The sequence below is a fragment of the Streptomyces sp. WI03-4A genome (assembly GCF_033792105.1).
GTDB lineage: Bacteria > Actinomycetota > Actinomycetes > Streptomycetales > Streptomycetaceae > Streptomyces > Streptomyces collinus_A.
The window spans coordinates 1-23,867 of the sequence record NZ_JARAUO010000057.1; the positions used below are offsets into that span (position 1 = coordinate 1).

Annotated in this window: 20 protein-coding genes and 1 pseudogene; 7 read left to right on the plus strand and 14 right to left on the minus strand. The window is 74.3% G+C overall.

The window, feature by feature from the left end; genetic code table 11:
- Positions 1 to 198 (plus strand): annotated as a pseudogene (locus PV343_RS36425) (M56 family peptidase); the annotation flags it as partial.
- 79 nt (positions 199 to 277) lie between these two features.
- Here PV343_RS36425 and PV343_RS36430 read toward each other — a convergent pair.
- Together PV343_RS36430 and PV343_RS36435 are read right to left on the minus strand one after the other, a co-directional pair.
- Positions 278 to 2,623 (minus strand): glycoside hydrolase family 65 protein, encoded by a 2,346-nt coding sequence (locus tag PV343_RS36430; protein ID WP_319151320.1) that lies wholly within the window; start codon positions 2,621 to 2,623, stop codon positions 278 to 280.
- The gene (locus PV343_RS36435; RefSeq protein ID WP_319151321.1) at positions 2,620 to 3,360 is read right to left on the minus strand and encodes an HAD family hydrolase; all 741 of its coding nucleotides are present in this window, start codon (positions 3,358 to 3,360) and stop codon (positions 2,620 to 2,622) included. Before PV343_RS36435 ends, PV343_RS36430 begins: the two co-directional genes overlap by 4 nt.
- A gap of 119 nt (positions 3,361 to 3,479) precedes the next feature.
- On the opposite strand from PV343_RS36435, the gene PV343_RS36440 reads away from it, so the two are divergent.
- From PV343_RS36440 to PV343_RS36460, 5 genes are all read left to right on the plus strand, one after another.
- Entirely contained in the window at positions 3,480 to 4,151 is a 672-nt protein-coding gene (locus tag PV343_RS36440; protein ID WP_319151322.1) for a nucleoside/nucleotide kinase family protein, read from the plus strand.
- A 254-nt stretch (positions 4,152 to 4,405) separates the two neighbouring features.
- Positions 4,406 to 6,112, plus strand: coding sequence for an ArnT family glycosyltransferase (locus PV343_RS36445; RefSeq protein WP_319151323.1), 1,707 nt, complete (start codon positions 4,406 to 4,408; stop codon positions 6,110 to 6,112).
- 81 nt (positions 6,113 to 6,193) lie between these two features.
- The gene (locus tag PV343_RS36450; protein WP_166662653.1) at positions 6,194 to 7,111 is read left to right on the plus strand and encodes a MurR/RpiR family transcriptional regulator; all 918 of its coding nucleotides are present in this window, start codon (positions 6,194 to 6,196) and stop codon (positions 7,109 to 7,111) included.
- 480 nt (positions 7,112 to 7,591) lie between these two features.
- The gene (locus tag PV343_RS36455; RefSeq protein ID WP_317446871.1) at positions 7,592 to 7,972 is read left to right on the plus strand and encodes a hypothetical protein; all 381 of its coding nucleotides are present in this window, start codon (positions 7,592 to 7,594) and stop codon (positions 7,970 to 7,972) included.
- Positions 7,973 to 8,142: 170 nt separating this feature from the next.
- On the plus strand, positions 8,143 to 10,545 hold the full coding sequence (locus PV343_RS36460; RefSeq protein WP_319151324.1) for a SpoIIE family protein phosphatase: 2,403 nt from the start codon (positions 8,143 to 8,145) through the stop codon (positions 10,543 to 10,545).
- Positions 10,546 to 10,782: 237 nt separating this feature from the next.
- On the opposite strand, the gene PV343_RS36465 is transcribed toward PV343_RS36460, so the two are convergent.
- The 3 genes from PV343_RS36465 to PV343_RS36475 form a co-directional block, all read right to left on the minus strand.
- Positions 10,783 to 11,265 (minus strand): flavin reductase family protein, encoded by a 483-nt coding sequence (locus PV343_RS36465; protein ID WP_319151325.1) that lies wholly within the window; start codon positions 11,263 to 11,265, stop codon positions 10,783 to 10,785.
- 119 nt (positions 11,266 to 11,384) lie between these two features.
- A complete protein-coding gene (locus PV343_RS36470; RefSeq protein WP_319151326.1) occupies positions 11,385 to 12,086 on the minus strand; it encodes a peptidoglycan-binding domain-containing protein in 702 nt (233 codons plus the stop codon).
- Positions 12,087 to 12,196: 110 nt separating this feature from the next.
- Positions 12,197 to 13,057 (minus strand): hypothetical protein, encoded by an 861-nt coding sequence (locus tag PV343_RS36475; RefSeq protein WP_319151327.1) that lies wholly within the window; start codon positions 13,055 to 13,057, stop codon positions 12,197 to 12,199.
- Positions 13,058 to 13,227: 170 nt separating this feature from the next.
- Between PV343_RS36475 and PV343_RS36480 the strand changes: the two genes are divergently transcribed.
- The gene (locus PV343_RS36480) at positions 13,228 to 13,800 is read left to right on the plus strand and encodes a MarR family winged helix-turn-helix transcriptional regulator (protein WP_319151328.1); all 573 of its coding nucleotides are present in this window, start codon (positions 13,228 to 13,230) and stop codon (positions 13,798 to 13,800) included.
- Between the two features lie 7 nt (positions 13,801 to 13,807).
- On the opposite strand, the gene PV343_RS36485 is transcribed toward PV343_RS36480, so the two are convergent.
- The 9 genes from PV343_RS36485 to PV343_RS36525 form a co-directional block, all read right to left on the minus strand.
- Positions 13,808 to 14,515: a gamma-glutamyl-gamma-aminobutyrate hydrolase family protein gene (locus PV343_RS36485; protein WP_319151329.1), complete on the minus strand. Its 708-nt coding sequence runs from the start codon at positions 14,513 to 14,515 to the stop codon at positions 13,808 to 13,810.
- Positions 14,512 to 16,002, minus strand: a complete 1,491-nt coding sequence (locus PV343_RS36490) for an aldehyde dehydrogenase (RefSeq protein WP_319151330.1) — start codon at positions 16,000 to 16,002, stop codon at positions 14,512 to 14,514. Before PV343_RS36490 ends, PV343_RS36485 begins: the two co-directional genes overlap by 4 nt.
- A gap of 57 nt (positions 16,003 to 16,059) precedes the next feature.
- A complete protein-coding gene (locus PV343_RS36495; protein ID WP_319151331.1) occupies positions 16,060 to 17,520 on the minus strand; it encodes an APC family permease in 1,461 nt (486 codons plus the stop codon).
- A gap of 198 nt (positions 17,521 to 17,718) precedes the next feature.
- Entirely contained in the window at positions 17,719 to 18,414 is a 696-nt protein-coding gene (locus tag PV343_RS36500) for a TetR/AcrR family transcriptional regulator (protein WP_319151332.1), read from the minus strand.
- Between the two features lie 44 nt (positions 18,415 to 18,458).
- The gene (locus tag PV343_RS36505) at positions 18,459 to 19,304 is read right to left on the minus strand and encodes a fumarylacetoacetate hydrolase family protein (protein WP_319151333.1); all 846 of its coding nucleotides are present in this window, start codon (positions 19,302 to 19,304) and stop codon (positions 18,459 to 18,461) included.
- 28 nt (positions 19,305 to 19,332) lie between these two features.
- A complete protein-coding gene (locus PV343_RS36510) occupies positions 19,333 to 20,283 on the minus strand; it encodes a 3,4-dihydroxyphenylacetate 2,3-dioxygenase (RefSeq protein WP_319151334.1) in 951 nt (316 codons plus the stop codon).
- Complete coding sequence (locus PV343_RS36515; RefSeq protein ID WP_319151335.1) at positions 20,276 to 21,736, minus strand: aldehyde dehydrogenase; 1,461 nt, start codon at positions 21,734 to 21,736, stop codon at positions 20,276 to 20,278. The genes PV343_RS36510 and PV343_RS36515 overlap by 8 nt, the downstream gene beginning before the upstream one ends.
- A 96-nt stretch (positions 21,737 to 21,832) precedes the next feature.
- Entirely contained in the window at positions 21,833 to 22,645 is an 813-nt protein-coding gene (locus tag PV343_RS36520) for an acetoacetate decarboxylase family protein (RefSeq protein WP_319151336.1), read from the minus strand.
- A gap of 12 nt (positions 22,646 to 22,657) precedes the next feature.
- Positions 22,658 to 23,863, minus strand: a complete 1,206-nt coding sequence (locus PV343_RS36525) for an NAD(P)/FAD-dependent oxidoreductase (protein WP_319151337.1) — start codon at positions 23,861 to 23,863, stop codon at positions 22,658 to 22,660.
- Positions 23,864 to 23,867 lie beyond the last annotated feature (4 nt).

The following is a 23,867-nucleotide window of genomic DNA, read 5'->3' on the forward strand; positions in this document are numbered from 1 at the left end:
GGCCGGGCCCGCGCCGCGTGCCCGCTGAACTTCACCGACCGCGCCGTCACCCGCCGTATCGCGGCGCTCCGGACGAGCCCGCCGCCGCGCCTGTGGCCGGCCGCGGCGGCCGTCCTGGCGCTGGGCGCGCTGCCGGCGCTGCTCGCCGCCGACGCGACGGGCGACCTCCTCGGCCTGCTCACCCACGCACTGTCCTGACCCCGAACGCCGCCGCCCGGCACCGACGCGACAGGCGACCCGCTCGGCCTGCTCACCGCCCCCGCCGGCCGGCCCGGCCTCAGGCGCCGCCGTTCGGCGCCCGGTGCGGGGGCTGCTCGGGGGTCGGCCGGAAGGGCACCGGCGGCATCGCGCGGACGGCCGGCTCTTCGGTGCTGACCCGCAGTGGCTCCCCGTGGTGGTGCAGGGTGAGCGGCGGTCCGGCGAGGAGCGTGTAGGTCGTCTTGTCGGCGCCGATCTCCACCCTGAGGCGGCGGCCGCGGTGTTCGAGGTTGAAGGCCAGGCGGCGCAGCCGTTCCGGGAGCCGGGGCGCGAAGCGCAGTCCCGTGCCGTCGTGGCGCAGCCCGCCGAATCCGGCGACCAGGGCCATCCAGGTCCCGGCGAGCGAGGCGATGTGCAGCCCGTCGCGGGTGTTGTGCTCCAGGTCCTGGAGATCCATCAGGGCCGCTTCGGCGGTGTAGGCGAAGGCGAGCCGCAGATGGCCGGCCTGGGCGGCGACGACGGCCTGGCAGCAGGCGGACAGCGAGGAGTCGCGTACGGTCAGCGGCTCGTAGTAGGCGAAGTTGCGGGCCACCTGCTGCTCGTCGAAGAACCCGGCACAGGTGTACATGGCCAGCACCAGGTCGGCCTGCTTGACGACCTGTTTGCGGTAGAGGTCGAAGTAGGGGAAGTTCAGCAGCAGCGGGTACTGGTCCGGGCGGGTGTTCGCGAAGTCCCAGCGCTGGTAGCGGGTGAAGCCGGCGTGCTGCTCGTGCACACCGAGTTCCTGGTTGAACGGGATGTGCACGGCCGCGGCGGCGTCCCGCCAGGCGGCGCTCTCCTCCTCGTCCACTCCCAGGCGCTCCGCCTCCCGCGGGTGCCGCTCGGCGGCGTCGGCGGCGGCGAGCAGGTTCTGCCGGGCCATCAGGTTGGTGTAGGTGTTGTCGTCGGCGACCGCGCTGTACTCGTCGGGCCCGGTCACGCCGTCGATGTGGAAGACGCCGTGGTGGTCGTGGTGGCCGAGTGAACGCCACAGCCGGGCCGTCTCCACCAGCAGTTCCACGCCGACCTCCCGCTCGAACGCGGTGTCGGCGGTGGCCTCGACGTAGCGGACGACCGCGTCGGCTATGTCGGCGTTCACGTGGAAGGCCGCGGTGCCGGCCGGCCAGTAGGCCGAGCCCTCCGCGCCCTGGATGGTCCGCCAGGGGAACGCGGCTCCGCCCAGGCCCAGTTGGGCCGCGCGTTCGCGGGCCTCGTCCAGGGTGTTGTGCCGCCAGCGCAGCGCCTCGGCAACCGCCTGCGGGGCGGTGTGGGTGAGCACCGGCAGCACGAACATCTCGGTGTCCCAGAACGCGTGCCCGTCGTACCCGGAGCCGGTCAGCCCCTTGGCCGGTATCGCGCGCTGCTCGGCGCGGGCGCCGGCCTGCAGCACGTGGAAGAGCGCGAAGCGCACGGCCTGCTGGATCTCCTCGTCGCCGTCCACCTCGACGTCGGCGCGGGCCCAGAAGTCGTCCAGGTAGGCGCGCTGTTCGTCCAGCAGCCCCGGCCAGCCGTCGTGCGCGGCGGCCGCGAGGGCCGCGTCGACCTGGTCGGCCATCGCCGGCAGCGAGCGGGTCCCGGACCAGCCGTGGGCGACCAGCTTCTCCACCCGCAGCGTCTGCCCCGGCTCCAGTACGGAGGTGACGGTGAGGCGGGCGACGTCGGTGCCGCTCTCGCTGCGCGTCGTGGTGCGCTCCGGGCCGGTGACGACGTGGTCGGCGGCGACGCCGACCCGGAGGCCGCTGCGCCGGGTGCGGTGCACCAGCCGCAGCCGGGAGCCGGAGGCGAAGTCGTCCTCCGGCTCCAGCGGCGACTGCAGGGCCATCGCCGCCCGGGGGTCGCCGTTCGACCCGGGCAACTGCTCGTTGGCGACCAGCTCCGACTGGATCACCACCCGACTGCGGCTGCCGACGGCCTCGACCTCGTACGCCACCGCCGCCACCGACCGCTGGGCCAGGGACACCAGCCGGGTCGAGCGCACCCGCACGGTGGAGCCGGCCGGGGAGGTCCACTCGCACGTGCGCTCCAGCACCCCACGGCGCAGGTCCAGTACCCGCTCGTGGGCGACGAGCCGGCCGTAGCGCAGGTCGAACGGCTCGTCGTCCACCAGCAGCCGGAGCACCTTGCCGTTGGTGACGTTGATGACGGTCTGCCCGGACTCCGGGTAGCCGTAGCCGGCCTCCGCGTACGGCAGCGGGTGCACCTCGTGCACGCCGTTGAGGTAACTGCCGGGCAGACCGTGCGGCTCGCCCTCGTCGAGGTTGCCGCGCCAGCCGACGTGGCCGTTGGAGAGCGCGAACACCGACTCGCTCTGGGCGAGGACGTCGAGGTTCAGGTCGGTCTCGCGCACGGCCCACGGCTCGACCGTGTACGACCGGTGGGAGATCACTGCTCGCCTCCCAGCTCGGCCAGGTCCTTGACGACGACGTTCGCGCCGTGCGCGTACAGCGCGTCGCTCTGTCCGACGCGGTCGACGCCGACGACGTACCCGAAGCCGCCGGAGCGGCCCGCGTCCATGCCGGCCAGCGCGTCCTCGAAGACGGCCGCCCGCTCCGGCTCGACGCCCAGGTCGCGGGCGGCGGCCAGGAAGGTGTCGGGGTGCGGTTTGCCCGGCAGGTGCCGCTCCGTCGCGACGACGCCGTCGATCCGCACGTCGAAGAAGTGCTCGGCGCCCACGGCGCGCAGCACGTCACGGCAGTTGGCGCTGGAGGAGACGATGGCGGTGGCGAGTCCCCGCGCGCGCACGGCCTCCAGATAGCGCAGGGTGCCCTCGTAGGCGTCGACGCCTCCGGTGCGGATGCGCTCCAGCAGCAGGTCGTTCTTGCGGTTGCCGAGGCCGTGCACGGTGCGGGCGTCCGGTGGGTCGCCCGGATCGCCCTCGGGCAACTCGATGCCGCGCGAGGCGAGGAAGGAGCGGACCCCGTCGGCGCGCGGGCGTCCGTCGACGTACTCGTCGTAGTCGGCGACCTCGTCGAACGGACGCGCCTGCGGGCCCTCGTGCTCACGCAGGAACGCGTCGAACGTCTCCTTCCACGCGGCCGCGTGCACGACGGCCGTCTGGGTGACGACTCCGTCGAGGTCGAAGAGACAGGCCTGGATGGTGTCGGGCAGACCGAGCTGAGTCATACCGAGCACTGTTCCCCACCGCGCGCCTTCCAGCCGGTGGCACGCGCCACACGGGAGATACTTTCGCACCTTCGCACCGGGTTCTCACATCACGGACCGCCGGTGGCACACTCGGCGGTGTGCCGCTGACCTTCGACGACCTCCTCCTGCGCGCCCGTGCCCTCGCCGGGGGCGGGCGGCGCGCGATCCTCGGGATCGCGGGCGGCCCGGGCGCGGGCAAGACGACCCTGGCCGAGCGGCTGGTGGACGCACTGAACGGGGACGGCCCGCCCTGGGCGGCGCACGTGCCCATGGACGGCTTCCACCTGGCCGACGCCGAACTGGACCGGCTGGGCCGCCGGGACCGCAAGGGCGCGCCGGACACCTTCGACGCCGCGGGGTACGCGGCCCTGCTGCGGCGGCTGCGCGAGGAGACCGGTGAGGTGGCCGGCGAGGTGGTGTACGCGCCCGGGTTCGAACGGGTGCTGGAGCAGCCGCTCGCGGGCGCGATCCCGGTGCCGCCGGCCGCCCGGCTGGTGGTCACCGAGGGCAACTACCTTCTCCTGGAGCGGGGTTCGTGGACCCGGGTGCGGGCGTGCCTGGACGAGGTGTGGTTCTGCGAGGTGGACGAGGAGGAACGCGTGCGCCGACTCGTCGCCCGGCACGAGCGGTTCGGCAAGGACCACGCGACGGCGACGGCCTGGGTGCTGGGCACGGACCAGCGCAACGCGGACCTGATCGCGACGACGCGGGACCGTGCGGATCTGGTCGTGCCCCCCGGCGCGCTGCCCGCCTTCCGGGCGCCGGCGTGAACCGCCGGTTCGCCCCCTGGACCGACCGCGCGGACGGTGGGTCCGGGTCGCGGTGAACTGCGGCGGGCGGTCCGTGCGGGTCGCGGTGAACTGCGGCGGGCCGCCGCCCGTACCGGTGGGCACGGCGGAAGGTCCGCCGGTACGACTTGTGGAGCGGTGACGCCCTCCGGTGGCGGGAGGGGTGCGACAGTGGGGGCCATGACCCGGCCCCGGCCCGCGCCCGCGCCCGCTCGGCCGGTGTCACGGCGGGGCGGATGATGGCACACGCGCAGCAGACGGCCGGGGTCCTGGAGCCCGGGGCGCCCGATGACGACGGCCCGGGCCGGAGTACGGTCCGCACACGCCTGCGCGCCGGGGTGCGCCGCCGGCGGCCGTGGCTCGTGGCGCTGCTGGCGGTGGTGCTGCTCGGCCAGATGGCGGCCGCGATGGTCACCACGGCCGTGCGGCAGACGCCCACCATCGACGAACCCGTGTACGTGGCCACGGCCACCGACTACCTGCGCGAGCACCGGCTGCGCTACAACCCCGAGCACCCGCCGCTCGGCAAGCTCCTGATCGCGGCCGGAGTGGCGGTGGCCGACCCGCGCTACGACCCGTCGTACACCGGCACCCAGGGCGAGGTCGGACGGCATCTGCTGTACGAGTCGGGCAACGACCCCTGGCGGCTGATGCTGTGGGCGCGGCTGCCGGTGATCACGCTGACGCTGCTGTTCGGGCTCGTCGTGCTCGCGTTCGCCCGGGACGTGGTGGGACCGGCGGGCGGCCTGGTGGCGCTCGCGCTCTACGCCTTCTCCCCCGATGTGATCGCCCACGGCTCGCTGGCCACCCTGGACATGCCGGTGACCGGGTTCCTGCTGACGTCCGTGTGGCTGGTGTGGCGGGCGCGGAACAGGCCGCGGCTGTACCTGCCGCTCACCGGGGCGGCCCTCGGCGCGGCCGTCGCGACGAAGATGAGCGCGCTGCCGGCGGTCCCGGTGCTGCTGCTCCTGGCCGTGGTGTCGGTGTGGAGCGCCCGTGCAGGCGCGGACCGGCGCCGGAGGGTGCTCCAGGGGCTGGTGGGAGCGGCGGGCGTGGCGCTGGTGGCCGTCGCGGTGGTGTGGCTGGCGTATCTCGCGGTCGACCCGCTGCTGCGGTTCACGCCCGTGGAGCAGGTGCCGGCCGTGCACGGGCTGCGCGGGCGGCTGACCGGTCTGCTGCCGCTGCCTCCGGCGTACCGGGCCGGGATGCGGGTGCAGTTCGGACTCGAGGACCACCCCTGGCAGGGCTATCTGTTCGGGCACCTCTACACGGGGGCGCTCTGGTACTACCTGCCGGCCGCGCTGCTGGTGAAGACACCGCTCGGGTCGCTGGCCCTCGGTGCGGCGGGCGCGGTCGCCTGCGTGGCGGTCCGCCGGCTGCGGCCCGCGGCGCCGTACCTGCTGGTGCCGCCGGCGGTGCTGCTGGCGGCGGCGATGACGGGCGCGCGGGACTTCGGGACCCGGTACGCGCTGTTCGTGCCGGTGTTCCTCGCGGTGGCGGCGGCCGGTGTGCTCGGGCCACGGCGGCGCTGGGCGCGGCCGCTCACGGGGCTGCTGGTGCTGTTCGTGGCGGTGAGTTCGCTGCGTACGTTCCCGTACTACCTGCCGTACGCGAACGAGGCGTTCGGCGGGCCCGAGCGCACCCACCGGCTGCTGCACGACTCCAACGTGGACTGGGGGCAGGACCTGGGCCGGCTCGCCGACCGGCTGCGGCAGCGGTACCCGGGGCAGCGGGTGTGGCTGGTGTACAAGGGCAGCGGTGTGCCGGCGTACTACGGCATCCACGCCGCCGATCCGCGCAAGGTGCCGCCGGACCGGGTGCGCGGGCTGCTGGTCGTGTCGGACTCCGCGGCCGCCAAGGCGCGCGGCCGGCTGGCCGGACTGATCCGCACGAGCCGCCCGGTCGACGAGGTGGGACACTCGATCACCGTGTACCGCCGGTGAGGCTGTCGGGCCGTCAACCCCCTGCTGACCAGGCTCGGTGGGCTATGTTGAGTGTTCGTGGGAGACAAAGGAGGCGGGCCGGTGCCCTCGCCGCAGCAGGCACGCGCCCAGGCGTCAGCGATCACCTCGGGCAAGACCGCGCCGGAGGCCGAGGCCGCGCCGACCTCCCAGCTCAGAGAGCTCTTCGACGGTCCCCGGCTGTCCCCGGGACAGCGTCGTGTCGCCCAGTACCTGATCGAGCACATCACCGAGGCGGCGTTCCTGTCGATCACCGAGCTGGCGGACCGGGTCGGCGTCAGCCAGCCGTCCGTCACCCGTTTCGCCGCCGCCGTCGGCTTCAGCGGCTATCCCGCGCTGCGGGAGAAGCTCCAGTCGATCGCGCTGAGCACGCTGGCCGGCGCGGGCGGCGAGGAGGACCGCGCCAACGAGCTCCAGGCCGCCGTCGACGCCGAGATCCAGAACCTGGAGAACCTGCGCCGGGACTTCGCCGACCCCGACCGGGTGATCCGGGTCGGCCGCGCCCTGTCCCGCTCCACCCCGCTGACCGTGCTGGGCCTGCGCATCTCGGTGTCGCTGGCGGAGTACTTCGGGTACGCGGCCCGCCGCATCCACCCCGACGTACGGCTGGTGACGCGCGGCGGCAGCGTGGCCTACGACGCGCTGCTGCAGTCGCGCGAGGCCGGCGGCACCTGGGTGCTGGCCTTCGCCATGCCCCGGCACGCCCAGGAGACGCTGACCGCGCTGCGGGTCGCGCGCGAGGCCGGGCTGAAGGTCGCGCTCATCACCGACCTGGCGCTCGGGCCGCTGGCCGACGAGGCCGACGTCACCTTCACCACCGGCCCCGGCTCCCGGCTGGTCTTCGACTCCTACGCGGCGCCGGGGCTGCTGGCGGCGGCGCTGCTGCAGGCCATGACGGACGCCGATCCGGAGCGCACGCAGGCGCGGCTGGAGAAGTACGAACAGGTCGCGGACCAGCAGCAGTTCTTCCTCAGGGACTGACTCGGGGACCGGCCGCGACCGGCCCGGGGACTGATCCTTTGGCCGTCGGCGGGCCCAGCCGAAGATCCTTTGGCCGCCGGCGGGCAGGGCCGGGGACATTAGGCCCACGGGGATCATTCGGCGCATTTCCCGCATGAATGTTTTCATACGTCTTGCAAACCCGACGGCATATATAAATACTGCTCACGGATCGCACCCGGCCCACTCCGGGAGCGTTCCGGGCGGACCCACCGCTCGCACCACCGCCCCGAGAAAGCCGACGGACCGCCCATGCGCACGCACGCACTCCCGCAGCGCCGGTCCCCCGCGTCCGGGGCCCCCGCACGGACATCCCATGCCGCCGTTCCCTACCCACGTCGGCGCCCGGGATGCCCGGTGGCGCAACCGCCCCTGCGGTGCGCCCGTGGCGGCCCCGGCCATCCCCTAGGCCGGGGCCGCCCCAACCGTCGGACACCCTCACGACGCCGCACACCGGAAGCGATGAACATGCCCCTGACCACGATGCGCCTCAGCCCCGACTGGCCCTGCCAGGTCAAGACGCCCGGCAGCTACGACTGGGAACGCTCGGCGGCCAAGTGGCTGCGCGACCTCATCCCGGCGCGCTACGCCAGCTACCCCGCGCTCATGCGGCACCCCGTCCTGCTCGCCCGGCACGCCCAGATACAGGTGCACCAGGAGATCCGGGTGGCGCGGACCGCGCTGCAGACCGCGCGGGCCGAGCTGCCCGTCCTCGGCATCCCCGAGTCGGTCATCGAACACACGATCAAGCTTTACGCCGCCGAGGTGCTCCAGCTCCAGCACATCGCGCGCAGCGTCCGCGCCGTCAGCGAGGCGCTCGCCGGGCGCGGCACCGGCCGCTGACGGTCCGCACGGCCGCGCACCCGGGCCTTTCCCGCCTGCCCGGCCTCCCGCGGGCACCCCTGCCGGGCCGTCACGGTCCGGTGTGCGCACGGACCCCTCTTTCCGGGGTCGCCGGACGCGTGTCGCCGGGGAAAGCCGGACGTGGCAGACGAGTGATCGAACGGGCTCGGATGTGCAATGCTCGTCGCGTGACGAGCGAGCCCGCGCCCTCTGTGGACCCCGGCACCGGTGCCGACGTGGTGGCACTGGCCAGGGTCGTGGCCCGGCAGCGTGCCGAGATGGACCGGCTGCGCGACGCGGCCGCCACCTCGGCGGTACTGGAGCGGGCCAAGGGCGCCCTGATGGCGACGACCGGCTGCACCCCGGACGCGGCCCACGAGGAGCTGCTGCAGCGCGCCAAGAGCGGCAACCGCACCCTGCTCGAGGAGTGCTGGCTCACGCTCGGCAGCCTGGTGCCCGCCGAGCGGCAGGCCGCCGAAGCGGCGGAGGCGCGCCACTCCGGGACCGTGTCCTGGGAGACGGGGCCCACCGCCACCGGTGACCTGGTGGACGTGCTCGGCCAGGTCGGCCGGGACCTGGTGGGGGTCGGCTCCGCGCAGGAGCTGGCCGACAGCCTGCTGGAGCACCTGGCGCCCGAGGTGGGCGCGCACGCCGTGATGCTGTACGAGCGGCGGCACGGCAGCGGACTCGAACTGATCGGGCACGCCGGGCTGGGCGCGACCCTCGCCGCGCAGTGGCACCACGTGCCGCCCCTGCGCGGGATTCCGCCGATCGACGCCCTGGCGGCCGGCGAGCCGTGCTGGCTGGAGGACGTCGTCAAGGACCGGCGACACGACCTGCTCATCGGCGACCCGCCCGAGCAGTGGCGGTCGCGGGCCTGGCTCCCGGTGCCCGGCGGTGACACCGCGCGGGTCGCCCTCGGCGTGCTGCGCCGGCCGGCTGGGGCGTTCGCCCCGCGCGAGCGGGAACTGCTGCGCGCGGTGGCCCGGCTGTGCGCGGGCCGGCTGCGCGCCTTCGACGCCCCTCGGGAGGGTACCGACGACGACACCGCGCAGAGCGTGCAGGCCGTGCTCGACGCGGTGCCCGGAGCGGCGATCCTGCTGACCCCGCTGCGCGCGGCCTCCGGCGAGGTGGAGGACTACCGCATCGACGCCGCCACCTCCGAGGCGGTCGACGTGTTCGGCCGCACCGGGCGGGAGATGGTGGGCAGCCACATGCTGGAGAGCTATCCGTCCGTCGCGGGCGAGCCGCTGTGGCTGGGCTACCTGGACGCGCTCACGACCGGTGTGCCGTTCGTGAGCGAGCCGTTCGCCTATCAGGACGTGTCCGAGGGGGTGCCGGTGACCGCCACCTACTCGGTGCGGGCGGCCCCGCTCGGTGAGGGACTGCTGGTGACCTGGCTGCGGCACGACCCCGTGGAGCGGCAGGAGCAGCGCCTGTCCGACGTCCAGCGGCTCGGGAACCTGGGCTGGGCCAACTGGAACCTGGTCACCCAGGAAATCACCTGGTCCCCGCAGACCTACGCCGTGCTCGGCCGCGACCCCGCGCTGGGGCCGGTCCCGCTGGAACGGCTGCCCGAGCTGGTACTGCCGCAGGACGCCGCTCCGCTGTCCCACGCGATCACCCGGCTCGTCCATCGGGCGCGGGCGTTCGACGTGCCGTTCCGCGTGCAGGCGCCGGACGGCGTGCGGCACCTGAGGATCGTCGCCGAGGCCGTGACCGAGCCCGACGGCACCGCCGCCGACGTGCACGGTTTCATGCAGGACCTCACCGCGCAGCGCAGCGCCGAACTCGCCCTGGTGGAGAGCGAACGGGCGATGCTGCTGCAGCGCGGGGTGCTGCAGGCCGAACGGGCGCTGGCCGCCCGGCTGCAGCACGCCCTGCTGCCGCTGCCGAGCACGCCGGTGCTGCTGGCCGGGCTGCGGATCGAGGTCGCCTACCTGCCCGCCCAGTCCGGCATCCATGTCGGCGGCGACTGGTTCAGCGCGATCGAACTGCCCGACGACGCCGCGCTGTTCGTGGTCGGCGACGTGGCGGGACACGGCATCGGCGCGGTGGCGACGATGGCCCAGCTCCGGTTCACCGCCAAGGGCATGGTGAGTACGGGCTCCTCGCTGACCGACGCGCTCGCGCGGCTGAACCGGCTGCTGCTGCACTCGCGGGACAGCCGGGCCACGGCCACCGTGGTCCTCGCCCGCTACGACCCCGGCACGCATGTGCTGACCTGGGCGCAGGCGGGGCATCCACCGCCGCTGCTGGTGCGCGGCGGCGAGGTGCGCTACCTGGGGCGCCCCGGCGGCATGCTGCTCGGCGCGAGCGCGCACCCGCTCTTCGAGTCGGCGGAGATCAGGCTGGAGCCCGGGGACCGGCTGCTGCTCTACACGGACGGGCTGGTGGAGCGTACCGGCGAGGGCATCGACGCGGGCTTCGACCGCCTGGCCGACGCGGTGCGCGACCACGAGCGCCGCCGCGGCACGCTGGAGGCGCTGCTCGGCAGCATGCTGCCGGAGGAGCGGCGCGACGACGTGTGCGTGCTGGACATCCGGATGCCGCTGGACGCGGGCGGGGCCTGAGCCGGGGCCGTCAGTCGTCGCCCCGGTGTCGCCAGTACCAGCAGGCGCCGACGACCAGGGCGAGCAGGAAAAGGGCGGGCACCAGCAGGCCCGGGACGCGGGAGGCGCTCATCGGCGTGGCCTTCGGTCGTGGTGGGGGGGCGGTCCGCGAGGGCCGCGGACGAGTGCCATGGTGGCGCCGGCCGGCCGGACGCCGGGCGGCGGTTTTCCGGGGCGTTGCCCGGTGTTCGAGCCAGGTCATTCCACCGGGTGACCTGGGGCGATCGGGAGTGCTCCGGACAGCCGCAGCAAAGGGCCGGCGGGGCCCTGGCCCCACCGCAGCGGTTCGAGGACGAAGCCGACGTGGTCGCCGCCGTCGGTGCGGTGCAGGATCTCGCCGACGAGCCAGGCCGCCGCGCCGGTCAGGACGGCCGCGCCGCCGGGCCCCTCCCGCCAGTCCACCCGGGAGAACTTGTCGACCTCGTCGCCGGTCTCGCCGCCGAAGAGCACCGCGAGGTCCCGCTGCCCGGGGGTGAGGAGGTGGACGGCGAGGCAGTGCGCGGCCCGCGCCACCCGGTAGGTGTGGTTGGCCTTGGACAGCCACACCGCGAACCTCGGCGGCCGGATGGAGCACTGCGAGGCGAAGCCCACCAGGCACCCGGCCCGTTCACCGCCCGCCACGGCCGTCACCACGCACATGTGGGGGTCCAGCCGGTGGAAGAACTCGTCCACGTCCGCCATGCCACCGCGCTCCCGTCCGCTCCGTCGCCGCACCCTCCGCATGCCCCGGGACGCCGGACCGATGCGCCGGACGGGTCTCGTGTCGGGGAAGAACCGCCCTGGACGCAGGCCGGCGGGGATCAGCCGCCGTTCGGGTCGGCGCGGGACTCCAGGGCACGGCGGGTGTCGTCGCCGTAGACGCCGGTCTCGTCGCCGCTGATGCCGTACCAGAGCTGGAAGCGGGCGACGGCGGCGGTGAGGGCGGCGTCGTAGGTGCCGTCGGCCGAGCCGTCCCGGTAGACGTCGGGGACGCGCAGCAGGCGCTGCTGGAGTTCGGTGACCTCGGGACCGGTGTCGCCCTGGCGGAGGGTGCCGGCACCGTCGGGGTCGCTCGTGGCGGTGGTGGCCGGTGCCGGGGTGGCCGGTGCCGGCGTGGCGGGGTGCCCGGTGGCGGTCGGCGAGGGCCGCACGGCCGCGCCCGCCTCCTGCCGGGCCGGGAGCAGCAGGGCGCAGCCGAAGCCGACGAGTGCGGCCGCCCCGACGGCCAGGGTCACGGCGGCTCGGCGCAGACCGGGCCCGGGACCGGGGGCGCCGCCGCCCGGCGGGGGCTGTGGGCCGCCGGGGAAGGGCGGCAGCTCCTGGGTCTCGTCCTCGGCCGGACGGAACGGCCCGCCCGTGGTGCCCGGCCCGGGCGCCGCGCCGAAGGACTCGTAGCCCTCCGGCTCCGGGTACGTCTCGCGCATCAGCTCCGCGAGGGCGTCGAAGCGGCGCAGCCGCAGGACGCGGACGGGTTCCAGGACCGGGCCTGGCGCGGGCTGTTCGGGCTCGGGCGGTGTCGGCACCCTGCTCTCCTTCCGTCCCGCGGGTCTGGGCGCCCGCGGGTCCCCGGAGTGAGATACGGCGTGCGGGGCGGCGTCGTTCAGCCCGGCCGGCCCACGCGGCGCCGGTGCCGTCAGGCGGGGACGAGGGCCTCCCGCGCCCCGTGCACGAAGCGGCTGAGGGACGCGGTCAGGGCGGTGACGAAGGCGTCCCGGTCCTCCTCGGGCAGGGCGTCCAGGGACAGGTAGGGGTTGAGGTCCTCCAGTTCGACCAGCAGCAGCCCGCCGTCCCGGGTGCGGCAGGCGTCGACGCGCTGGATGCCGTGGCCGAGGGCGTTCCAGTCGACGAAGCCGCGGGCGAACTCCAGGTCGGCGGCGGTGGCCGCGTACGGCCGCAGCTCCCAGCGGCGGCGCGGGTCGGGGGCGTACAGCGCGTACTGGAAGTCGTCGTCCACGAAGTAGAAGGACACCTCGTGGGCGAAGTCGACGCACGGCTGCGCGAGGACGGTGCCGTCGGCGAGTCCGGGCAGGCCGGTGAGGCCGGAGGCGGGCACGATCCGCAGGCCCAGGGAGTCCGCGCCCACCTTGGGCTTGACCACGTAGCGCTTGACCGTGGGCAGCAGGTGCAGATCCTCGGCGCGGTCGACGGTGGGGATGACCGGGAAGCCGGCGGCGGAGAGGTCGACCAGGTACTGCTTGCCGGCCATGTCGGCCTTGCCGGTGAGCGGGTTGTACACCGGGGTGCCGGCGTCGAGCGCACGCGCGCGGAAGGCGTCGTACTCCTTCTGGTAGCCGAGGACGGGCCCGCTGTTGCGGACCACGACGGCGTCGTGGGCGTCCATCAGCGCGGCCGCGTCCAGAGGGTGGCACAGGGCGAGGTCGAAGTGCTCGCGCAGCCGGGAGGTGAGGAAGATGTCCTCGTCGCAGTACCGGCGCCCGCGGGCCGGGTACGCCAGGTCGGTGACGTAGAGGACACGGGGGCGGGCGGTGGGCATGGGGTCTCTCCTCGGGCGCGCCGCACCATGCCGGCGCGGGATGCAGAAAGGTTACGTCTGGGTGCGGCCGCTCTCGTGCCCGGCCCGGCTCTTCGTACAATTCGAGGCCGAACGACCTTCCGTGGCGGGCACCGTCCGCGGGAGTGTGCTCAGCGACCCGAGGAGCGCCCGTGCCCGGCCATCGATCGATCACCGAAGCCGAACGGCTCGCCTCCGCCAAGCTCGGCGGCGTCCCGATCCGCCGGGAGCAGATGGCAGCCGTGGCCAACGTCTACCGGGCCGCCTCCGCCGTGCGGCAGCACCTGGAGAACACGGTGCTGCGCGACTCCGAGCTGACCTGGACGGCGTTCGTCGTGCTGTGGGTGGTGTGGGTGTGGGGCGAGTCGGAGACCCGGCACGTCGCCGAGGAGGCCGGCATCTCCAAGGGCACGCTCACCGGGGTGGCGCGCACCCTGGAGTCGCGGGGGCTGGTGCGCCGGGCCGGGCATCCGGACGACGGCCGCCTGGTGCTGCTCAGCCTGACCGACAAGGGCGAGGAGCTGATGCTGCGGGTCTTCCCCGCGTTCAACGAGGAGGAGGGGTTCGTCACCGCGCGTCTGAGCGACGCCGAGTGCCGGAGCCTCGCGGAGGGGCTGCGGCAGGTCGTCCTCCAGGTGGAGGAACACGGCGAGGAGCGCCGCCGGGAGCTGCTCGGCGGCGCCGAGCCGGCTCCCCGGCGCAGCGGGCGGCGCCCCCGCAACTGACGTCCGGTCAGCGGGCGTTGCGGGCGGCGGCGCTCACCAGGGCGTCGAACAGGCCCTGCTGGGCGGGGTCCTCGTGCGCGGTGTCCTCGGGGTGCCACTGCACGGCCGTGAACCAGCCGGGCGCGCCGGGCAGTTCGAGGGCCTCCGCGGTGCCGTCGACGGCGGTGGCCGTGACGGTCAGGCCCTCGCCCAGGCGTGCCACGCGCTGGTGGTGGTAGCAGGAGGCGTCGGCCTTCTCGGTGCCGAGGGCCTGTCCGAGGAGGGTGCCGGACCGCACGCGGACCGGGTGCACGAGGTGGCGGTGTTCCCGGCCGGCGCCGCCCATGTCCTGTTCCAGGGTGCCGCCGAGGGCCACGTTGACGACCTGCATGCCCCGGCAGACCGCTAGCAGCGGCAGGCCGGACGCGAGGGCGTGGCGGGCCGCCGCGAGGTCGAAGGCGTCCTGTGTGCCGTCGACGTCGTAGACGGTGTCGTGGGTGGTGGTGGCGCCGTAGCGGTGCGGGGCGAGGTCGCCGCCGCCGGGGAGCAGGAGGCCGTCGAAGCGGGCGAGCCGGGCGGCGGTGCCGGTGTCGGCGGGGTGGATGCCCGCCGGTTCGCCGCCCGCCCGCCACACGGCCTCGACCAGGGCGCGGGCGTTGACCTCGGCGGCGTACCTGAGAGCGGAGGTGGTGGCGGAGAAGCGGGCGGGTACGGCGATGAGCGGGCGGTGGGTCACAGCCGGATCCAGGTCGTCTTGAGCTCGGTGTACTTCTCCAGGGCGTGCGCGGACTTGTCGCGGCCGTTGCCGGACTGCTTCATGCCGCCGAACGGGACGGTCAGGTCGCCCTCCTCGTAGCAGTTGACCCACACCGTGCCCGCCTTCAGCGCGCGGGAGACCGTGTGGGCGGTGGACAGGTCGGAGGTCCACAGTCCGGCGGCCAGGCCGTACTCGGTGGCGTTGGCGAGCCGTACCGCCTCGTCGAGGTCGTCGAAGGCGAGGACGGACAGGACAGGTCCGAAGACCTCCTCGCGGGCCAGCCGGGTGCCGGGGCCGACCTGGTCGAAGACGGTGGGGCTGAGGTAGCTGCCGCCGGTCGCGGTGAGGGTGCGGGTGCCGCCGGTGCGCAGCCGGGCGCCCTCGGCCTCGGCGGTGCCGACGTGGTCCAGGACGCGGGCGAGGTGGGCCTCGCCGACGAGGGCGCCCATCTCGGTGGCCGGGTCGAGCGGGTCGCCGACGCGCAGTTCGCGGGCGCGGCGCACGATCGCCTCGGTGACGCGCTCGGCGATCGAGGAGTGCACGAGCAGCCGGGAGGGCGCGGTGCACATCTCACCCTGGTTGAAGAAGATGCCCCAGGCGGCGGTGGCGGCGGCCCGGTCCAGGTCGGGGGCGTCGGGCAGGATGATGTTGGGCGACTTGCCGCCGAGTTCGAGCCAGACCCGCTTGAGGTTGGAGTCGGCGGAGTAGCGCAGGAAGTGGCGGCCGACGGCGGTGGAGCCGGTGAAGGCGAGGACGTCGACGTCGGGGTGCAGGCCGAGCGCGCGGCCGGCGGTGGGGCCGTCGCCGGTGACGACGTTGAGCACGCCCGGGGGCAGCCCGGCCTCGGTGCCGAGCCGGCCGAGCAGCAGCGCGGACAGCGGGGACGACTCGGAGGGCTTCAGCACGACCGTGCAGCCGGCCGCGAGCGCGGGCGCGACCTTCCAGCCCGCCAGGGTGAGGGGGAAGTTCCAGGGGACGACCGCGCCGACCACGCCCGCCGGTTCCCGGGTCACCAGGGCGAGGGCGTCGGCGGCGGTGTGCGGGGACTCGTCGGTGAGCTTGTCGGCGAGCTGGCCGTACCAGCGGAAGGTGTTGATCACGGCGCGCAGTTCGATGTCGTGGGCGTCGGTGATCGGCTTGCCCATCTCCAGGGTGACGGTGAGCGCGAGCCGTTCGCGCTGCTCCTCCAGAAGGTCGGCGAGGCGCAGCAGGACGCGGCCGCGTTCGGCCGGGGCCAGCCGCGGCCAGGGGCCGGAGTCGAAGGCGCGGCGGGCCGCGGCGACGGCGTGGTCGACCTCGGGCCGCCCGGCGTCGGCGACGTGGGCGAGGGTCTGCCCGTCGCGGGGCGAGACGACCTCGAACACCGGTCCGGAGCCGGGCTCGTCGGTGCCGTCGATGTGGTGGCGCACGGGCAGGTCGAGCGCCTTGGCCCGGCGCAGCAGTTCGTCATGGGTGAGGTCGAGCATGGTGTTCCTGTCCGGGGACGGGGCCCGGCCCCGGGCGGGGGCCGGGCCATCGGGGGCTCAGCGGTCCGCGGTGGTCCGGGCGTGGACCAGGCGTGCGGTGCCGGCGCCCAGGAGCAGCACCGCGGGGACGGCGGCGACGAGCCAGGCCGCGGTGGCGGCGTCGCCGCCGATGAGGGTGGTGAAGTTCGTGAGGACCACCCAGATCACGGCGGCGATGCCGAGGGCGCCGAGCGAGGGGGCGATCAGGGTGTTCCAGCGCCGGGGGTCCAGGCGCTCGCGGCGGAAGAAGACGATCACGGAGACCGAGGTGAGGAAGTACAGCAGCATGCAGGCGAGGACGCCGACGCCGCTGAACCAGGAGAAGAGGGTGAGCACGGGGTCCTTGCCGGCGAGGGCGAACGGGATCACCAGCAGCGCGGCGATCACCGTCTGGACGATGCCGGCGGCCCACGGGGACTGGCGCCGGTTGAGGGAGCGCAGCCGGGCGGGCAGCAGGCCCTCGCGGCTGAGGGAGAACAGGTAGCGGTTGGCGGAGTTGTGGAAGGCGAGGATGCCGGCGAAGAGGGAGGTGCCCAGCAGGACGGGCAGCACGTCGTTCGCCCAGCCGCCGAAGAGGTGGGCGATGGGGGCGAAGACGAACACCGTGGAGTCGCCGCCGGCCAGCGCCCCGCCCGCCGCGCCGGTGACCTTGGAGGCGCCGTAGGAGGAGACGAGCATCCAGGAGGTGAAGGCGAAGAAGCCGGTGACCACGGCGACCGACAGGTAGGTGGCGCGGGGCACGGTCCGGTGCGGCTCGCGGGCCTCCTCGCCGTAGATCGCGGTGGCCTCGAAGCCGAACATGGACGCGACGGCGAACATCAGGGCCACGCCCGGGGCGCCCTGCAGGACGGCGCCCGGCGAGAAGGTGCGGGTGATGCCGAGGCCCTCGGGGCCGCCGCCCTTGAAGAGGGTGACCAGGGCGAAGGCGAGCAGGATGCTGAACTCGGCGAGCACGAACACGGCGAGCACCTTGGCGCCGAGTTCGATGCCGGCGGCGCCCAGCACCTGGACCGCGGCCATGGTGACCAGGGCCCAGACCCACCAGGAGAGGTGGACGCCGGTGTAGTGCCCGACGAGGCCGGCGACGGTGACGCCGTACAGGCCGTACATGGCCGCCTGGACCGTGCAGTAGGCGAACAGGGCGACCGCGGCGCTGCCGCTCCCGGTGGTCCGGCCGAGGCCCCTGCCGATGTAGGTGTAGAAGGCGCCGGCGTTCACCACGTGCCGGCCCATGGCGACGAAGCCCACGGAGAACAGCAGGATCACCGCGCCGGCCACGGCGTAGGCGGCGGGGGCGCCGGGCCCGTTGCCGACCGCGACGGCGATCGGGACGGCGCCCGCGATACCGGTCAGCGGCGCCTGGGCGGAGAGGACGAAGAAGAGGATGCCCAGGACTCCCAGGGCGTTGCGCTTGAGGGTTCCTGCGGTCCGGGGGGCCTCTCCGGCCCGGGGGCTTGCGTCGACCGTCTGACTGTCCACTCGGATCACCTGCTGAGGAGGGGAGGGGAAATTTCGTTTTGAGCCAAACGAGTTGCCTCATCGTGGGCCGGAACTATCCACATGGCAAGGGGTTGGGGCGGGGAAATCACTCGGCGGACGGGGCCTGTGGGATCGCACGACGAACGCACGACGAACCCCCCGCCGCGGCCGCGACGAGGGGTTCCGTTGCGGGGACGTTCAGTCGCGCTCCGCGGCCGGCTGCCCGCCCAGGAGGCGCAGCAGGGAGCGCAGCTCGGCGAGGCCGGCCTCGGTGTCCGCGCGGTCGGCGATCCCGGTGAGCTGGTGCAGCACCAGGCCGTCCAGGGCGGCGAAGACCACGCGGTTGAGGGCCGGGCTCGCCCCCTGCGGCAGGATCCGGTCCAGCTCGCGCCGGGAGGCCCCGAAGTACTCCTCGTACAGCTCCCTGACCTGCGGCAGCAGTTCGGGGCGGCGGCGGGCCTCGAGCAGCAGCTCGTACTGGTACGCCTGCCCGTCCGCGTCCTCCTCCACCATCTCGGTCAGACCGGCGACGAAGTCCTCGGGACGGCCGGTGCCGGGCTCCAGGAGACTGCTGCTGAGGCTGACCCGGATCGCGTGGGCGAGGGACTCCTCGATCAGCGCGTCCCGGGAGCCGAAGTGGTGCACCACGAGACCGTGGGTGACGCCCGCCTCCTCGGCGACGGCCCGGTAGGTCAGGTGCCGCAGCCCGCGGCGCCCGACGACCCGGACGGCGGCCCGGAGCAGCGCCTCGCGGCCCTCGCCGTAGCCGAGCCGCCTGCGCTCCCGGGTACCGCGTTCCGGCGACCCCGCGGGAGCCGGGCCCTGCGGGGCCTCGCCGGAGCCGTCCCGGGCGGGTCCGGGAGCGTCCTGCCTGGTCTCGGCGGATTCGGTCATGGCGGCGACCCTACCCGCCGGCCGGGCGGCGCGGGGTCCGCGGTTCACCGCCGCGGGGCCCGGATGCCCCGGAACTCCCAGTCGCCGCCGAGCGCCGTGGACAGCACCTCCTCGGACTCGGTGGGCTGTGCGCCGACGTCGGTCCGGACCGGGGTGGGCCCGGTGACGATGTGGTTGGTGAGCCTGCCCAGGCCCTCGACCTCGACCTCGACGACGTCGCCGGGCTCGACGGGCCGCGAGTTGGCCGGGGTGCCGGACAGCAGCACGTCGCCCGGGTACAGGGTGATGGTGCGGGCGATGTCGGCGACGAGGTAGTGCATGTCCCACTTCATCTCGTCGGTCGAGCCGTCCTGCGCGACCTCGCCGTTGACGTAGGTCGTGAGCCGCTTGCCGTGGAAGTCCCAGTCGGTGACCAGGCCGGGGCCGAGCGGGCAGAGCGTGTCGGAGCCCTTGACGCGGAGCATGGAGCCGGCGTCGGTGTCGCGGAAGTCGTGCAGTCCGTAGTCGTTGGCGACCGTGTAGCCGGCGATGTACTCCCCCGCCTCGGCCGGGGAGATGTTGCGGGCGGTCCGCCCGATGACGATGGCGACCTCGCCCTCGTAGTTGAGCCACTTGCAGCCCTCGGGGCGGACGATCGCGCCCTTGTGGCCGTTGAGCGCGGAGGTCGGCTTGTGGAAGTAGGTCGGGGTGTCCGGCAGGTCGATCCGGAACTCGTCCACGCGGCTGCGGTGGTTGAGGTGGACGGCGATCACCTTGGAGGGGACGACCGGGGGCAGGTGCGGCGCCTCCTCGGTCTTGACGCGGCGGCCGTCACCGGCGACGAGTTCGTCCCCGTCGACGGTGACCTGGACGGCGGCGCCGTCCAGCAGGATGCGGCGGTACTCGGGCATGAGGGCTCCTGGATGAGACGGGACGCGGCTAGGCGGGACGCGACTGGGCGCGGCTGTGCGGGGTGCGCGGGGACGGGGCGGCGGGCAGCCCGGTGCCGGTCCAGCCGTCGGCCGGACGGTCGAACCAGAGGTGGACCTGGCCGGTGCCGATGGAGTTCTCGTACGCGCCGTACTGGCGGGCCCGGGCGGTGCACGCCTGCTCGCCGAGGGCGCCGGCCATCATCAGGTAGTGGAAGAACTTCGCCTCGGGCCTGTACTTCCAGAACTCGTCCATGGTGTCGATGACCTTGTCGTGGCGGCCCTCCTTGAACCAGGCGATGCGCTCCTCGTCGGCCGCGCGCGCCTCGGGGGTGAAGAGGTGCGCCGGGTCGCTGGATTCGTGGTCGCGCAGTTCGCGCAGCGGCCAGAAGGTGTGCGAGAGGGCGCCGGAGGCGATGAGCAGGACGCGCCGGCCCGGGGTGGCGGCGATGCCGTCGGCGAGCGCCCGGCCGAGCCGCAGGTGGTCCTCCATGTCGCCGGTCTGGCAGACGCCGATGGTCACCCAGCGCTTGCCGGGCAGGCCCTCGCCGAGGAACTTCCAGAGGTTGACGGTGGCGTAGTAGATCGGCAGGTGGTCGTCCTCGATCGCGGTGATCCAGGTGCCGTGCCTGTCCGCGAACCTCGCGATGTTGTCGGCGAGTTCGGGGTCGCCGGGGAAGTCGTACGGCATCCGGCACATGCCGCGCGGCAGCTCCTCGGAGGTGAACAGGCCGGCCCGGCGCCGCTGCGCGGTGACGACGAACTCCACGGTGGTGGCCCAGTGCGAGTCGAGGACCACGACGGTGTCGTAGTCGTCGCGCTCGAAGACCTCCCTGCGCAGCTCCTCGAGGCCGGTGACGAGGGTGATCTCCTTGCCCTCGTTCAGGGCGAGGCGGTCGGCCTCCGGCAGCACGATGGTGGGGACGTGGGCCAGCAGGCCCGCCCCGACGATCTCACCCATGGTCCTTCCATCCCTTCGGGGCGGTGACGGTGTTCTTCAGGTCGCAGTAGAAGTCGAAGCTCCAGGTGCCGCCCTCACGGCCGACGCCGGAGTGGCGGGAGCCGCCGAAGGGCGCCTGGAGGTCGCGGACGAAGAAGCAGTTGACCCAGACGGTGCCCGCGACGAGCCGGGCGGTGACGCGTCCGGCGCGCTCCAGGTCGCCGGTGGCGACGGTGGCGGCGAGGCCGAAGCGGGTGTCGTTGGCGAGGCGTACGGCCTCGTCCTCGGTGGTGAAGGTCTGCAGGGTCAGGACGGGTCCGAAGACCTCCTCCTGGACGATCTCCGAGTCCTGCGCCACGTCGGTGAGCAGGGTCGGCGCGTAGTACTGGCCGTCCCGGCGGTGCCCGCCGAGCACGGCACGGGCGCCGGCGTCGAGCGCCCGCCGCACGAAGCCGTCGATCTTCTCCAGTTGCCTGGGGTGGATGGTGGGGCCGATGTCGGTGGCCTCGTCACGGGGGTCGCCCTGCCGGAGCCGCGCGGCCTTCCCGACGAAGCGCCGGGTGAACTCGTCGGCGACCGTCTCCTCCACGAGCAGGCGGGTCGCGGCCAGGCACACCTGTCCCGCGTTGTCGTACTGCTCCACCGCGAGGTCGACGGCGAGGTCGAGGTCGGCGTCGGCGAACACCAGCAGCGGGGACTTGCCGCCGAGTTCGAGGCTGAGCGGGGTGAGGTTGGCCGCGGCCGACGCGCTGATCCGCCGGGCCGTCGGCACCGAGCCGGTGAAGCTGATGCGGCGCACGTCCGGGTGCGAGGTGAGGGCGTCGCCGATCTCGGAGCCGTGGCCCTGGACGACGTTGAGCACACCGGCGGGCAGTCCGGCCTCGGCGGCGATGTCCGCGAGCAGCGAGGCGGTCAGCGGCGACCACTCGGCGGGCTTGAGCACCACGGTGTCGCCGGCGGCGAGGGCCGGGGCGACCTTCCAGGTGGCCAGCATCAGCGGCGCGTTCCACGGCGTGATCAGGACACAGGGTCCGGCCGGGTCCCAGCTGACGTGGTTGGTGTGCCCGCGGGTGTCGAAGTCCTCGTGGTCCAGGGTGAGCAGCCGGTCCGCGAAGAAGCGGAAGTTGTGGGCGACCCGGGGCATGACGCCGCGACGGTGGGAGCGCAGCAGGGCGCCGTTGTCCGTGGTCTCCACCAGTGCCAGGTCCTCGATCCGCTTCTCCACGCCGTCGGCGATGGCGTGCAGAACGCGGGCGCGTTCGGCGCGTGGGGTGGCGGCCCAGCCGGGGAAGGCGGCCTTGGCGGCGGCGACGGCGGCCTCGGCCTCGGTGGCGGTGCCGCGGGCGATCTCACCGATCGTGGCGCCGTCGATCGGCGAGACGTCGGTGAACGTGCCGGCGGAGGCGACGCGTTCGCCGCCGATCCAGTGCCGGGTGTCGACGGCGACTCCGGCGACAGTGATCTTGTCAGGCATGAGAACGGCTCCTGTCGGACGAGGGACGTGCGGCCCACCTGGGGGCGCGGGGAACTGCGCGACCGGCCACGAACCACCCGCGCGTCGACGACGGCCTCACTCGGCACCCGCTCCCGACGTCCCGGACTCCAGGAGACGGCCGCCGTCCCACACCACACCGACCTGCCGGTAGTACGCGGCGATCGGCTCCCGGATCTCCAGCCGCGCCAGCTCTTCCGTGGGCGCCTCGAACAACTCCAGCTCCGCTTCGCCGACCCACGGCTGTCCCCCTTCGAAGGAGGCCGCACCGGACTCGATCAGCTCGTCGAGGGCGAGCCCCTTGCCCTTCTCGATCGAGGGCAGCCAGCGGTGGTGGGCCATGGGGTGGCCGTTGACGAACCCGTTCGTCTCGGCGGGCTCCCGCAGGGTGACCACCGTCTGGGCGAGCCGCCGGTCCGCGGCGGCGAGCGTGGCGCCGAACCGCGCGCCCGCCTCGATGCGCGGGGCGGGGCCGTAGGGGTGCGGCCGCGTCTGGTGGATGGAGCCCAGCTTCTTGGGGTAGCCCTGGTGCAGGCCGCGGGCGATCGCGAAGTCCTTGTCGACCCAGATGTACACGCAGCGGGTGTAGGTCCGGCCCCGGTACGCGCAGCGGACGACGGCGAAGGCCTCCTTGTACTGGGCGCGCACCGGGTCGAGCAGTTCGTCGCCGGACGCGGCGCAGGACTGCCAGTCGGCCCAGATCAGCGCCACCGCGCCCGGGTCCTCGTCGGCCGGCTCCAGCGGCTCGGGCAGCAGTTCGCGCACCCGTGCGGGGTCCGTGCGGTACTCGACGGTGAGCAGGTCGCCGGAGTAGCGCCAGGGCGGCGAGGGGATCAGCGAGGAGGCGCCGCTCGCTGTCTTGGGGTGGAGGTATCCGCGGACACGGGTCATGGCGGGGGTTCCTTAGGCGGTGAGGGCGGGCTGCTGCAGCAGTTCGGCGCGGTGGCGGGCGGCGGCGGAGGCGGCGGCCGGGCCGCCGAGGGCGACCACGCCGACCAGGCGGCCGGCCGCGTGGTAGCCGACGAGCACGTCCCCGCCCGGTTCGCCGTCGAGGACGCGCACGTCGTCCCGGCCGAGCGCGGGGGCGCCGAAGGACTGGAGGCGGAAGTCGTGCTGGTCGCTCCAGAAGGTCGGCAGGGGCGCGAAGGGCGCCGGCCGCTCGCCGCCCTGGAGGTGGTGGACGAGGGTCTTCGCCGCGTGCTTGGCGGTGTCCGTGGGGATGGACCAGTGCTCGACCCGGCGGGGTACGCCGTCGTAGCGGGCGTTGGGGAAGCGAGCGACGTCGCCGACCGCGACGATCTCCGGGCGGCCGCCGACCCGCAGCAGTCCGTCGGTGAGGACGCCGTCGGTCAGGTCGAGGCCGTTGCCCTCCAGCCACTCGGTGTTGGCGAGCGAGCCGACCGCCTCGACCACCACGTCCGCCGGCAGCACCGAACCGTCGTCCAGCACCACGCCGGTGACGTGCCGGTCCCCCGTGAAGCCGCGGACGCCGCTGCCGAGCCGGAACCGAACGCCCCGCTCCTCGTGCCTGGTTCGCAGATCGCGGGCCGGCAGCTCGCCGAGCGGTCCGGCCATGGGCAGCGGCAGCGGATCGACGACGGTGACCTCGGCGACGCCGAGGCCGACGGCGGTGGCCGCGACCTCGCAGCCGATGAAGCCGGCGCCGACCACGACCACCCGGGCGCCCGGCCGGGTCAGCGCCTCGCGCAGGCCCTGGGCGTCGTCGAGGGTGCGCACGGTGTGGCGGCCGCCGGACGGCCCCGGGCAGCGCAGCCGCCGGGGCCGCATGCCGGTGGCGGCGACCAGGCCGTCGTAGCGGAGCACCTCACCGCCGTCGAGCTCGACCGCGCGCTCGGCCGGCCGGGCCGCGACGACGCGGCGGCCGAGGCGCCACTCGACGTCGGAGACGCTCGCCCGGGGGCGGAACGCCAGTGACTCGAAGGGCGCGTGGCCCGCGAGGACCTCCTTGGAGAGCGGGGGCCGGTTGTACGGCATGTGGGGTTCGTCCCCGACCAGGGTGATCGTGCCGGTCCAGCCGGCGGCGCGGAGCTGTTCCGCGGCGCGCAGGCCGGCCATGGAGGCGCCGGCGACGACGATGCGACCGCCCATCGGG